Genomic DNA, 12,478 nt, shown 5'->3' on the forward strand with positions numbered 1-12,478 from the left:
ACGGCACTTCAGCGCCGTGGCCCTGATCGAATGTTACTTTGCCGCCTCTTCGATGAGGTCTGCCACCTTCTGCGGCTGCGAAACCATCACGACGTGGGAAGCGCCCTCGACCACGACGGTTCGCTTGGACCCGGCCCGTTCGGCCATGAAGGCAAGGGCTGCGGCCGGAATGTTCTTGTCGCCGGTGCCGTAGACGAACCACGACGGCAGCTTCTTCCAGGCAGGCTCGCCCGACTTTTCGTTGAGAGCCGCGTCGGTGACCGGCCGTTGCGCCGCCGCCATCAGGGCAGCCTGTTCAGCCGGCACGTCGCTGGCGAACTGGTCATGGAACTTCGCTTGGTCGATATAAAGATCGACGCCGCCTCCGCTCAGTTTCACCGGCGCCGCAAGCGCAGTACCCAGCGTGCCGCCGGGAAACTTGCCGGCGAGATCGGCAACCGATTCCCCTGCATCAGGTGCGAAGGCCGCGACATAGACCAACGACTTGACATTGTCGTGGCCGTTTGCGGCAGCCGAGATCACCTGCCCGCCATAGGAATGGCCGACGAGGACGACCGGGCCGGCGATGCTGGCGACCACATCGGAAACATAGGCGGCGTCATTGGAAACGCTGCGCAGCGGGTTGGCAGCAGCCACGACCGGGAAGCCGTCCTTTCGCAGGATTTCGACGACGCCGTTCCAACTGGAGGAATCGGCAAAGGCGCCATGGACGAGGACGACGGTCGGCTTGACCGTCTCGGCAACGGTAGTACCGGAAAGAAGTGCGCCCGCCAGGGCGACGACAGCAGCAAACTTGAACATTGGCAATTTCCTTTCGTCGGTTGGGTTTGACTAAGATTCGTACCTGGAGGGCAATCACTCGTCTCCGCATCTCCTGACGCGGCAGGCCGCCCATATTCTCGATGACATATAATTTGTAAGCGATTTGTTTGTGCACGATCTATGTAGGCCAGAAAGCTCGAGACGTCAATAGCTTGCAAATAGATCGCGCACAAATTATATTGAGGCCTGAGGAGAAGGTGATGAAAAACGCCACACCAGATGATCTCACCGACGTGCCGAAGGTAGATGAAATGCTCTGCTTTTCAATCTATTCGGCAGGCCATGCCTTTAACCAGCTTTACCGCCCGCTGCTCGATGAGTTGGATCTCACCTATCCTCAGTTCCTGGTGATGACCGCATTATGGGCGCATGACGACCGCACGGTGAAGGATCTGGGCGAGACCCTGTTTCTCGACTCGAGCACCCTCACCCCGCTGTTGAAGCGGCTGGAGAAATCAGGCCTCGTCACCCGCAACCGAAATCCCGCCGATGAGCGCCAGGTCCTCCTGCGCCTGACGAAGGAGGGGCACGCCTTGAAGAGCCGTGCCGCCCCAGTGTTCGACTGCATCGGAAAAGCCGTCGGTCTCGACGCCGCGACCGTCAACACGATTCGGGAAACGATCGCTTCCATCCGCGACGACATTCACAAGAAGAACGAGGAAGAGACCTGACGCGGCGCGTCATCGCTGCGCCCGAACGATTTCCGTCGACAAGCCGATGGCATATTGTACGATCAGTCTGCCGGCGCCCTGCCGCCGGAGACGCGCGTCGACGGCGCCCGGCCCGAAAGATGTAGGCGCTCGAAATCTGGCCTAGCCTCACGCAGGCGTGAATACCCAGCCATTGCCATTCCGCCGCGCTGAGGTACGTCACTCGTGTTTTCGATGAAGGAGGAATTTCAATGGAATATCGTCTGCTCGGCCGTTCAGGCCTCAAAATTTCGACTTTGACCATGGGCACGATGACCTTCGGCGGCATCGGATGGGCCAAGATCGTCGGGGACCTCGGCGTCTCCGAGGCGCGGAAGATGATCGATATCTGCATCGATGCCGGCATCAACCTCATCGACACCGCCAATGCCTATTCCAACGGCGAATGCGAAAACATCATCGGCGACGTGCTCTCTGGCAAGCGGCCGCAAGGCGTGCTGGTTGCCACCAAGGCCCGTTTCGGCATGGGTGACGGCCCGAACGACCAGGGACTGTCGCGCTACCACTTGATCCGGGAATGCGAAGCGAGCCTCAAACGCTTGAAGACCGATGTCATCGACCTGTACCAGGTGCATGAATGGGACGGCCAGACGCCGCTCGAAGAGACGATGGAAGCCCTCGACACGCTGATCAAGCAGGGCAAGGTGCGTTACGTCGGCTGCTCGAACTATTCCGGCTGGCACATCATGAAGGCGCTCGGCATCGCCAACGAGCACCGCTACCAGCGCTTCGTCAGCCAGCAGATCCACTATACGCTGGAAGCCCGCGACGCCGAATACGAGCTGCTGCCGATTTCGATCGACCAGGGCCTCGGCGTGCTGGTCTGGAGCCCGCTTGCCGGCGGCCTGCTCTCCGGCAAACACCGCCGCAACCAGGCCGCTCCTGAAGGCACGCGCCAGTTTGCCGGCTGGACCGAACCGCCGATCCGAGATGAGAACCGCCTCTGGAACATCGTCGAGACCCTGGTCGCGATCGGGCAGGAGCGCGGCGTCTCGGCCGCACAAGTGGCGCTCGCCTGGCTGATCGGCCGCAAGGCGGTCACCTCGGTCATCATCGGCGGCCGCACAGAAGCCCAGTTCCGAGACAACATCGCCGCCGCCGAGCTGAAGCTCACGAACGAGGAGCGCAAGCGCCTCGATGCCGTCAGCCTGCCGCCGGTGATCTATCCCTACTGGCACCAGCTGAACACGGTGAGCGACAGGCTTGGTGAGGCCGATCTCGAGCTTTTCGGCCCGCATCTCCAGCAATAGGCGATGATGAACCCGCCATTGCACGGCGAAAGACAGGCGTCATAAAAGATGCACTTTCGCCGTGTTAGCGTAAGAGCCCGCTACTCCTGCGAGGTTCGGCATGCTAAGGAATTACAAGGTCCTGAAGGGTACGGCCAGCGCACTCGCCCTTGACGACGACAACGATCCGCACATCGAGATCCGCATCGAGGCGAACGGTATCAGCTACCGCATCGCGCTCAACGTCCGCTCGAAGGAATCGCCGCACGACCTGCTCTACGCCAACATCGTCGATTTCAAGCACCCGGCGCTGACGGAAGCGCTCGAAGAGCTGCCGATGGGCCTGACCGACATCCGCAAGGACCGTCCGGGCCCTGCGATCGATTATGTCCGCGGCGGGCTGATCGAACGCGAAGACATGAACGTCGCGCCCTTCCAGCTATCCGGCCCGAAGAACGACCTGCGTGATTTCATCGAGCCGATCGTCCAGGAAGGCATTGCCGATTCCGACGTGCATTTCTACGCCTTCGGCGAGGCCTGGGGGCCTGAAAATAACAAGCCAGACCAATATTTCGATTTCGAGCCGGGCAACGGCATCCACGACATCCACATGAACCAGGGCGATGGCGGCAGCTTCAAGGCCACCAACGGGCCGAACCAGGATGGTGCATTGCTCGTCCATTTCAACGACACCGACGAATGGGCAGCGATCTTTCTCTGCTTCCAGTCGCAGAACTGGAACACCGATGCGGCAACGGGCCATCCCGTCTCCGACGGCCGCGGCGGCCAGGGTCGCGGCGAAGGCACCCGCCGGCCGCAACCGATCGTGGCCTCGTCGCTGCGCATCATCGCCGCGCTGATCAACCCGGTAAACGGCGCAGGCGGCACGGAAGCCGAAACGGTGACGCTGATCAACCGCTCCGACATGGCGGCATCGCTCGACGGCTGGAAGCTGGAGGACGAAAACGACAGGACCCAGACGCTGTCGGGAACGCTTGAGGCCGGCGAACTCCGCACCATAGCGCTCGATGCCGCAAGCGGCCCCCAGCTTGCCAACAGAGGCGGCGACATCATCCTGCGCAATGCCGACGGCGCCGTGGCCGACCGCGTCGGCTACGGCAAGAGCGAAACGGCGAATGAAGGGTGGACGACGATTTTCTGATTGGTGAACGTCCATTGCGAATACGAGAGCAAGCGGTTCTCTCCCTCTTCTCCCCTCGGGGAGAAGGTGGCCCGAAGCGTCGGATGAGGGGGCCGCACCGCACGCCTTTGCTTGCCTTCGCTTGCGCTCAGCGCATTCGCTCCTGACGTCGCGCCCCCTCATCTGCCTGCCGGCATCTTCTCCCCGCTGGGAAGAAGGGACTCGTGGCATCGTCGCACCCACACTCTCTCAATCGACAACAATCAGCCGCCGATCTCGGCCGAGATCAGCGCGCCCAGGCGGCCGATGCCGTCCTCGATCACCTGCTCGTTGGCGCAGGAGAAGCTGACGCGGAAAGTGTTGGCGCCGGAACCGTCGGCGAAGAAGGCCTTGCCGGGTACGAAGGCCACCTTGGCGGTTTCGAGCGATTTCGCCAAGAGCTTGGCGCCGTCCATCCCCTCAGGCAGCGTGATCCAGATGAACATGCCGCCTTCCGGCTTCGTCCAGCTCGAGCCTTCGGGCATGTATTTTTCGAGCGCTGCCAGCATGCAGTCGCGGCGTTGGCTGTAGGCGGTTTTGATCTTGGCGACCTGCGCATCGAAGCCGCGCTCGGCGACATCTGATATCGCCATCTGGTTGATCGTCGAAGAATGCAGGTCGGCCGCCTGCTTCATCAGCACCAGCTTGCGGATAACGGGCGCATTGGCGACGATGAAGCCGACGCGAAGGCCGGGCGCCAGCGTCTTCGAGAAGCTGCCGCAATAGATCGTGCGCGTATCGTTGATATGGCCCTTCTCGGCGATTTCGAGCGCCAGGATCGGCAGGATCGGATCGCCGTCGTAACGCAGCGACTGATAGGCCGCATCCTCGATGACGGCGATGTCGAGATCTTCCGCCAGCGCCAGGACCTTCTTGCGGCCATCAAGATCGACGGTTTCGCCGGTCGGATTGGAGAAGTCGGCGGAGAGATAGGCGAACTTCACTTTGCCGCCGGCAGCGGAAGCGGCCGCGCGGTAGGACTCGGGCGTCCGGTTGCCGTTCGGCGTCAGTTGGTCGTAGGCCGGTTCATAGGCGTTAAAGGCCTGCAGCGCGCCGAGATAGGTCGGCCATGTCACGAGCGCGGTGTCGTTCGGTGACAGGAAGAGCTTGCCGAGATAATCCAGGCCCTGCTGCGAACCGGAGACGATGAAGACATTGTCGAGTTCGCAAGGAATGCCGAGAGCAGCCATCTGCCCGACCAGCCATTCGCGCAGCGGCTTGTAGCCTTCGCTGACCGAATATTGCAGCGCCGAATTGACGGCGGCGCCGTCGAAGATATCGGCATAGGCCTGCTTGAACTCCCGATCCGGAAAGAGCGCCGGATCCGGAATGCCGCCGGCAAAGGAGATGATGTCGGGCCGGTCGAGAAGCTTCAGGAGTTCACGGATTTCGGATGCGCGCATGCGCGACGAGCGCGACGCAAACATGGTGTCCCAGTTCAGCATGGGGTTTCCTCGTATTTTCTATACCGTCGACAAACCATGCGGTGGAAATTATGTCAATAATGCTGACCTATTTTCTTGTTATGGTGACAAGTTGGAAATCTTATATTCCAAAGCTTTGGTGCGAGATTGGCGAACGTCTTTGCGACGGCGCTCGATCCCGAATTTGCTGCTCGACGTCAGCCGCATCAAGTGATTATTCCTCTGGTCAAAGCCGAAACCGGCTGATTCAGACCTTTCCAAGACCAGCTCGGCGGCAGTAGTGTCGCCGCCACTATTCAATTTACTATCAAGGTGCCAGCAATGACCGTGACGTCGGCCTCTCCTGAAATCAAAATCGAACTCCACAAGTCTCCCGTCCCGGAAGCCGATCGCATCCAGGCACTGGAGACGCCCGGCTTCGGCAAGCTCTTCACGGATCACATGGTCCTGGCACGATGGACTGCCGACAAGGGCTGGCACGATGCAAAGGTTACGCCGAGGCGGCCCCTGGAACTCGATCCTGCGAGCGCCGTGCTGCACTACGCTCAGGAGATCTTCGAGGGCATGAAAGCCTACAAGGCGGATGATGGCCGGATTCTGCTCTTTCGGCCTGAGGAGAACGCACGCCGCTTCGCGCAATCGGCAACGCGCATGGCGATGCCTCCCGTGCCCGAAGAACTCTTCCTGAAGGCGGTCGAAGAACTGGTCCGCGTCGACAAGGCCTGGATACCCTCCGGCGACGCCAGCCTCTATCTTCGCCCCTTCATGTTCGCCAACGAGGCGTTTCTCGGCGTTCGTCCGGCGCAGGAATACGTCTTCTGCATCATCGCCTCTCCGGTCGGCGCCTACTTCAAGGGTGGCGCGAAGGCCGTCTCCCTCTGGGTCGAGACCGAATACACCCGTGCGGCCGCCGGCGGCACGGGTGCCGCAAAATGCGGCGGAAACTACGCAGCCAGCCTCGTGGCGCAAGCCGAGGCGACGAAGAAGGGTTGCGATCAGGTCGTCTTCCTTGATGCCGCAGAGCATCGCTGGGTCGAAGAACTCGGCGGCATGAACGTCTTCTTCGTGATGAACGATGGATCGGTGGTGACCCCGCCCCTTGGCGGCACGATCCTGCCGGGCATCACCCGGGGGTCGGTGATCGTGCTCGCCGAAGAAAGGGGCTTGCGCGTCGAGCAGCGCCCCTACTCGTTCGCGGAATGGCAAGACGACGCTGCCAGCGGCAAGCTCGTCGAAGCGTTCGCTTGCGGCACTGCCGCAGTCCTGGCGGGCATCGGCCTGGTTCGACATGCCGGCGGCGAGTTTCTGGTCGGAGACGGACAGACCGGCAAGTTGACCAGCGAACTGCGCCAGCAGCTCGTCAGTCTGCAGAAGGGCGTAACGAACGATGAGCACGGCTGGACGCGCCTCATCCCGACCTGAACGTCGGACATTCCACGCGAACGGCGGCGTCAACACCGACAGGGTGCCGCTCACCGTCGCCCGCAAAGCCGTCGGGTTAGAGATATATTCCGCCCTCGCCGGAGCGAGCATATACCGCGAAATGCATGGTGGCGCCCCTCGACACGAGGCTTGCCCACCATGCCGCGGAGATATCGGCAGCGCTCAACCTTACCACCGCTGATGCCATCACCAGCGCGACGGCCGAGCACCAAGATGCGGATATTCTGACCTGCGACGCCGATTTCAAGGATTTCGAGCGGGTCGTGCATATCGATAAAAAAGACTGACCTTGATGTGACCCAAGTGTTCGACGGCGGCGCATAACGCTTCTATCATAAAGTGGGAAATGGTAATCTGGCATCGGAGACGCCGAAACCGGCATGGACGGACGGCACTGAATTCAATGGCGAAAATGACGATCTCTCTTCCGGATGATCTGGCGGGCTATGTCGCACGCCGTGTTGCAAGCGGTGGATATAGCAGTGCCGGCGCCTATCTGGCGGAACTCGTCCTGAAGGATCAGAACCACCGCAAGCTCGATGACGAAGAAGTGCGCGAGATCCTGAGGCTGGCTGAGGAGAGCGGCATCAGCGACCGACGTATTGCCGACATTCTGATGGAAACCAAGGCGAAGCTGCGTGACCACCTATAGGCTGACACGAACCGCAGACGCCGTTTTGTCGGGCATCGACGAATATGCCAGCCTGCATTTCGGCGAGGCGCAGGCGGATGCCTATCTTCTCGATTGGGATAGGATTTTCGTACTGCTTTCGCGCGTGCCCTCCATGGGAGACGAGTGCGACGAACTCGGCTCCGGCCTCCGCCGCCTCCTCCACATGCGCCACGTCGCCTTCTACCGCGAAATACCGGACGGCATCCTCGTCATCGACATTATCGGCGCCGACCGGCTTCCCGAAAGACATCTTCAATCAAGACGACGCTCCCCAACGGCCGACCCGCATGTCTCGTGACAGCACCTCCGCCTTTTATGAAGAAAACGCCAAGACATACGCCAACCGGGCGCGCAGCTTGCCGAAGCGGCAGCTCGACGTCTTTCTCGCCGGTATCGCACCGGGTGGCGCAATCCTCGAACTCGGCTGCGGCGGCGGCCAGGACAGCGCCTACATGCTGTCGCAGGGTTTCCAAGTGACGGCGACCGATGGCTCGGCCGAGCTTGCCAGACAGGCGGAAGCGCTGATCGGCAGGCCGGTCAAGGTCATGCTGTTTCAGGAACTCGACGCCGACAGCGCCTTCGACGGCGTCTGGGCGCATGCGAGCCTTCTTCATGTCCCCAGGGCTGAACTGCCAGATGTCTTCACCCGCATCCGCCGCGCGCTCAGAACCGGCGGCCTTCTTCACGCCAGCTTCAAGGCGGGAGAAGCGGAAGGCCATGACGGCTTCGGGCGCTACTACAACTACCCCTCACGCGAATGGCTGTCGGCGCTTTTGACCAAAGGCGGCTGGCGCAACCTCGCCATCAAGGAAAGCGACGGCGGCGGCTATGACGGCAAACCGACCCGCTGGCTCGCCGTGAGCGCAGAACGATAGAGGCCAAAGTTTCGCCTCGGCCTTAAGCTGCAGCGGAATTACCTTTCGAAACAATGTCAGCGTGTCCTGGCCGTCAGTTGGCAACAGGCTCCCCGCGATGGGTTTGAGCGGTCATGGGCTGCCGCGCCGCGAGCAAATAGAACGCAACCATATGGGTGATCATCAGCAATGGAACATAGACGATCACGACCACATAGGCTGCGCCTAGTTGCCCAGCCAAGGCAGGCAGGCCGGACTGGGCGCCGTGATAATAGTTGATGACCAGATCACCGGCGCCTACGAGATTGAAGGCTACGACGAATAGCCAGAACAGTGGGCGGATGCGGAACGAAATCAGCGCCAGCATGGCCAGCAGCCCGGCAGCAAGATCGCCATAGGCGGCCGTGACGGCAAAGCCGGACGGCAGATCGGGACCGACGACGCCGGGAAGGATGAAGACGAGGCCGAAAAAGCGGAAGCTATGGAGCGTTGCGACGGCCCGCTGCGCCCCGGCGCGGTCCATCGACTTGAGCCGGGGCAGGCCATAGACGCCGATGCAAAGCAGCCAGGCGACGTAGCCGAGCAGCAGGTGAAGCTGGAAGATGGCGGCGGGGGACATTTTGCCTCCTGTTGGGCTGCGGGTTTCCAGCGCAATATACGGCCGCTTATACCGAGCGACTATTCGGGATAATATGGACAGGGCATGAAGCAGAACTTCACAGTCAGGCAGGGCGCGCTCGACGGGGTGGAGGCGTTCCTCAGCGTTGCGCAGCACCGCAGCTTTCGCCGGGCAGCGGCGGAACTCGGCGTCACTCCCTCCGCGATCAGCCAGGCCGTGCGCACGCTGGAGGCGCGGATCGGCGCAGCCCTGTTCATCCGAACGACGCGTAGCGTAGGGCTGACGGAAGCCGGCGAGCGTTTCTTTTCGCGTGCAAAAACAGCCTTCGAAGAGCTCGTCGCCGCAAGCGCTGACGCGCATGAGCTTGGACAGCGACCGGCCGGACGGCTGCGCCTCTCGGTGCCGCGCGCCGTTGTCCCGGTCTTGATCGAGCCGCTGATTGCGTCCTTTTCCCAAGCTTATCCCGAGATCGAGGTGGAAATCGCCGTCAGCGAGAAGCTGATCGACCTCGCGATCGAAGGCTTTGATGCAGGGATGAGGATGGGCCAGTTCATCGATGCCGACATGATCGCGGTTCGGCTGACGCCGCCATTTCGGTTCATCATCGTCGGGAGCCCGATCTATTTCTACAACCGGGATCTGCCAGCGTGCCCGGACGACCTGCGTCACCATGCATGCCTCAGAATACGCCGCTCCAATGGTGCGCTCGCGCGGTGGTCGCTCGACGACAATGGCCGAGTCATCGAGATCGCCGTCGCGGGGCCGCTTATCACTCACGACTTCCCGACAATGCTCGGCGCAGCCATCGAGGGGATGGGCCTGGCCCAGGTGCCGGAGCCGATCGCCGTCGAAGAGATCAGAACGGGAAAGCTCATCGAGGTGCTTGCATCATTCGCGCCGAAGACGCCCGGCGTATTTCTCTATTATCCCGGCCATCGGCAAATGACACCGAAACTACGCGCCTTCGTCGATCACATGAAGAACCATCCGGATGCGGCTGCCAAGACTCGCATTCGGAACAACGGCGAGTAGATCCTACCTAGGCACCATGTAGCCTTTTGGGAGATGACATGCCTAAAACCAAAAAACCGAGCGCGCCGCACGAACCAATGCTCGTGCGGCGCGCTCGGTAAAACGCTTAGTTCACGCTCTTGTCGACCAGCTTGTTCTTGCCGATCCAGGGCATCATGCCGCGCAGCTTGGCGCCGACTTCTTCGATCTGGTGGCTGTCGTTGTTGCGGCGGATACCCTTGAAGCGGGCTGCACCCGACCGGTATTCCTGCATCCACTCGGAGGTGAATTTGCCGGTCTGGATGTCCTTGAGGACGCGCTTCATCTCGGCCTTGGTCTCGGCGGTGATGATGCGCGGACCGGAGACGTACTCGCCCCACTCGGCCGTGTTGGAGATCGAGTAGTTCATGTTGGCGATGCCGCCTTCATAGATCAGGTCGACGATCAGCTTCACTTCGTGCAGGCATTCGAAATAGGCCATCTCAGGCGCATAACCGGCTTCGGTCAGCGTTTCGAAACCGGCGCGGATGAGCTCGACCAGACCGCCGCAGAGAACGACCTGTTCGCCGAAAAGGTCGGTTTCGCACTCTTCGCGGAAGTTGGTTTCGATGATGCCGGAACGGCCGCCGCCGACGCCGCAGGCGTAGGAGAGAGCGAGTTCAAGCGCATTGCCGGAGGCGTTCTGGTGAACGGCCACGAGGCAGGGAACGCCGCCGCCCTTCTGGTATTCGCCGCGAACCGTGTGGCCCGGGCCCTTCGGCGCGATCATGACGACGTCGACCGAAGCCTTCGGCTCGATCAGGCCGAAGTGAACGTTGAGGCCGTGAGCAAAGGCGATGGCAGCGCCGTCGCGGATGTTCGGTGCGATGTCGGCCTTGTAGATGTCGGCCTGCAGCTCGTCCGGGGTTGCCATCATCATCAGATCGGCCCAGCCGGCGGCTTCGGCAACCGTCATGACCTTGAAGCCGTCGGCTTCGGCCTTCTTGACGGTGGGCGAACCGGCCTTGAGAGCGATGACGAGGTTCTGGGCGCCGCTGTCCTTCAGGTTCAGCGCATGGGCGCGGCCCTGCGAGCCGTAGCCGATGACGGCGACCTTCTTGGCCTTGATGAGGTTGAGATCGGCATCACGATCGTAATAGACGCGCATTTGAAGTTCCTTCCCTTGTGCTTGTCTTGTTGACTGTCATTAAAGCGAAATCAGCCGAGAACCGGCATCTCCGCCAGAACCTTGTCCGTGCCATAAAGCCGGAGGAAGGCGGTCACCGCCCTCTCCGCCTGGCGCGCGGTATCCTTGAGGCCCGGTTCGCCGAGCAGCATGCGCACATGCAGGTCGGAAACAACAAGGCCGTAAAGCGTGTGATAAGCCTCATCGGCATCGGAAAAACGCAAGAGCCCTGCCCTCTTTCCCGCATCGATCAGCGCCATGGCGCGGCGGTCGATCTGCCGGCGGCCGCGCTCAAGCAGCAGCTTGCCGAGCTTCGAGCCGTCGCGGTTCGACTGGCCGATGGCGAGCCGGTTCAGCGCCAGCGAGACATCACCGGCCAGCACCTCCAGCAGGTCACGCGCGAAAATGACGACATGGTCATGAAGGCTCGCCGCCGTCAACCGCTCACCATTGCGCTCGAAGGTGCGCACCTTGCTCGCTTGATAGGCAATCATCGCCGACAGCAGACCATCGCGGTCGCCGAACCACTTGTAGAGGCTTTCCTTGGAGCAATTGGCGGCGCGCGCAACCCCCGAGGTCGTCAGCGCCTTCTCGCCGCCATCGACGAGCAACCGCAGCGCCTGCTCCAGAACGGCGTTCTGGCGCGGCGAAAACTCGCTCGGCTCTGCAGTATCGACGGACACGGTCACGGCTCCCATATACGTACCGTACGGTACGGTTCGTGAGCTTTATGCGGCAAACCCATCGGGCCGTCAAGCAGCTCCGGCAGATTTTTATACGGGAAAGACCGGCACGGCACCAGAATTGGATAGGCGGAGACGCCGTGGTGACTGCATAATGCTGCGGAACCCTATTTGCCGGAGCCTCCATGTCGCGCCTTTCTGCTGCCCTTCTCCTGGCCGGAGCGATGCTCCTCGCCGCGACGCCCTTCACCGGTCGCGCCGCCGCGCAGTCGGACAACGAGGTCTATAATCGCATCGAAGAGCTGCATGGCAATGCCCGGGCCTTCGATCAGCCGCTGCGCCAGCTCGTTCTGGCGATGCGCTCCGGCGATGCCGAGACCGTCGCCGGCCTTGCCGAATATCCGCTGACCGTCAAGGCCAATGGTGAGACCTATGATGTCGAGAACGCCGAAGATTTCGTCGAGAATTTCGACGATCTGGTGACGCCGGAGACCCGCCGCGCCGTCGGCCATCAGCAATATCAAGACCTCTTCGTCAACAGCGACGGCGTCATGCTCGCCAACGGCGCCGTCTGGATAGGCGCGGTCTGCGACGACAACGCCTGCGAGGAGAGCCATTGGGCGATCATCGCCATCAATAATTAGCCCCGAAGCGTTTGTCGTGCA

General features: G+C 61.5%; 15 protein-coding genes. 10 read left to right on the plus strand and 5 right to left on the minus strand.

Features of this window, described 5'->3' with window-relative positions:
• Window positions 1-33: 33 nt before the first annotated feature.
• Window positions 34-801, minus strand: coding sequence for an alpha/beta fold hydrolase (locus tag K6N12_RS28485; RefSeq protein ID WP_097629360.1), 768 nt, complete (start codon window positions 799-801; stop codon window positions 34-36).
• Between the two features lie 221 nt (window positions 802-1,022).
• On the opposite strand from K6N12_RS28485, the gene K6N12_RS28490 reads away from it, so the two are divergent.
• The 3 genes from K6N12_RS28490 (at window position 1,023) to K6N12_RS28500 (ending at window position 3,923) form a co-directional block, all read left to right on the plus strand.
• Entirely contained in the window at window positions 1,023-1,493 is a 471-nt protein-coding gene (locus K6N12_RS28490; protein ID WP_097629359.1) for a MarR family winged helix-turn-helix transcriptional regulator, read from the plus strand.
• Between the two features lie 230 nt (window positions 1,494-1,723).
• Window positions 1,724-2,782 (plus strand): aldo/keto reductase, encoded by a 1,059-nt coding sequence (locus tag K6N12_RS28495; RefSeq protein WP_097629358.1) that lies wholly within the window; start codon window positions 1,724-1,726, stop codon window positions 2,780-2,782.
• 100 nt (window positions 2,783-2,882) lie between these two features.
• The gene (locus tag K6N12_RS28500) at window positions 2,883-3,923 is read left to right on the plus strand and encodes a DUF2278 family protein (protein WP_097629357.1); all 1,041 of its coding nucleotides are present in this window, start codon (window positions 2,883-2,885) and stop codon (window positions 3,921-3,923) included.
• A gap of 242 nt (window positions 3,924-4,165) precedes the next feature.
• Here the strand turns inward: K6N12_RS28500 and K6N12_RS28505 are convergent, their stop codons facing one another.
• On the minus strand, window positions 4,166-5,386 hold the full coding sequence (locus K6N12_RS28505; RefSeq protein WP_097629356.1) for an aminotransferase-like domain-containing protein: 1,221 nt from the start codon (window positions 5,384-5,386) through the stop codon (window positions 4,166-4,168).
• A gap of 300 nt (window positions 5,387-5,686) precedes the next feature.
• Between K6N12_RS28505 and K6N12_RS28510 the strand changes: the two genes are divergently transcribed.
• The 5 genes from K6N12_RS28510 to K6N12_RS28530 all read left to right on the plus strand — a co-directional run bounded on the left by K6N12_RS28510 (window position 5,687) and on the right by K6N12_RS28530 (window position 8,356).
• The gene (locus tag K6N12_RS28510; protein WP_097629355.1) at window positions 5,687-6,787 is read left to right on the plus strand and encodes a branched-chain amino acid aminotransferase; all 1,101 of its coding nucleotides are present in this window, start codon (window positions 5,687-5,689) and stop codon (window positions 6,785-6,787) included.
• 125 nt (window positions 6,788-6,912) lie between these two features.
• Complete coding sequence (locus K6N12_RS28515; RefSeq protein WP_097629354.1) at window positions 6,913-7,095, plus strand: PIN domain-containing protein; 183 nt, start codon at window positions 6,913-6,915, stop codon at window positions 7,093-7,095.
• A gap of 116 nt (window positions 7,096-7,211) precedes the next feature.
• A complete protein-coding gene (locus tag K6N12_RS28520) occupies window positions 7,212-7,460 on the plus strand; it encodes a ribbon-helix-helix domain-containing protein (protein WP_097629353.1) in 249 nt (82 codons plus the stop codon).
• Window positions 7,447-7,779 carry a type II toxin-antitoxin system RelE/ParE family toxin gene (locus tag K6N12_RS28525; protein WP_097629352.1) on the plus strand — a complete coding sequence of 111 codons (333 nt, stop codon included), beginning with the start codon at window positions 7,447-7,449 and terminating at the stop codon, window positions 7,777-7,779. Before K6N12_RS28520 ends, K6N12_RS28525 begins: the two co-directional genes overlap by 14 nt.
• The gene (locus K6N12_RS28530) at window positions 7,769-8,356 is read left to right on the plus strand and encodes a class I SAM-dependent methyltransferase (RefSeq protein WP_097629351.1); all 588 of its coding nucleotides are present in this window, start codon (window positions 7,769-7,771) and stop codon (window positions 8,354-8,356) included. Before K6N12_RS28525 ends, K6N12_RS28530 begins: the two co-directional genes overlap by 11 nt.
• 73 nt (window positions 8,357-8,429) lie before the next feature.
• Here the strand turns inward: K6N12_RS28530 and K6N12_RS28535 are convergent, their stop codons facing one another.
• Window positions 8,430-8,954 (minus strand): hypothetical protein, encoded by a 525-nt coding sequence (locus K6N12_RS28535; RefSeq protein ID WP_097629350.1) that lies wholly within the window; start codon window positions 8,952-8,954, stop codon window positions 8,430-8,432.
• An 84-nt stretch (window positions 8,955-9,038) separates the two neighbouring features.
• Between K6N12_RS28535 and K6N12_RS28540 the strand changes: the two genes are divergently transcribed.
• A complete protein-coding gene (locus K6N12_RS28540) occupies window positions 9,039-9,986 on the plus strand; it encodes a LysR substrate-binding domain-containing protein (RefSeq protein ID WP_097629349.1) in 948 nt (315 codons plus the stop codon).
• Between the two features lie 106 nt (window positions 9,987-10,092).
• Here K6N12_RS28540 and ilvC read toward each other — a convergent pair whose 3' ends face one another.
• Window positions 10,093-11,112: a ketol-acid reductoisomerase gene (ilvC, locus tag K6N12_RS28545; RefSeq protein ID WP_003593524.1), complete on the minus strand. Its 1,020-nt coding sequence runs from the start codon at window positions 11,110-11,112 to the stop codon at window positions 10,093-10,095.
• A 50-nt stretch (window positions 11,113-11,162) separates the two neighbouring features.
• Entirely contained in the window at window positions 11,163-11,828 is a 666-nt protein-coding gene (locus K6N12_RS28550) for a TetR/AcrR family transcriptional regulator (RefSeq protein WP_012558289.1), read from the minus strand.
• Between the two features lie 170 nt (window positions 11,829-11,998).
• Here K6N12_RS28550 and K6N12_RS28555 point away from each other — a divergent pair, with 170 nt between their 5' ends.
• Entirely contained in the window at window positions 11,999-12,457 is a 459-nt protein-coding gene (locus K6N12_RS28555; protein WP_097629348.1) for a hypothetical protein, read from the plus strand.
• Window positions 12,458-12,478 lie beyond the last annotated feature (21 nt).

This window comes from Rhizobium redzepovicii (assembly GCF_019793435.1).
In the GTDB taxonomy this organism is placed as follows: domain Bacteria; phylum Pseudomonadota; class Alphaproteobacteria; order Rhizobiales; family Rhizobiaceae; genus Rhizobium; species Rhizobium redzepovicii.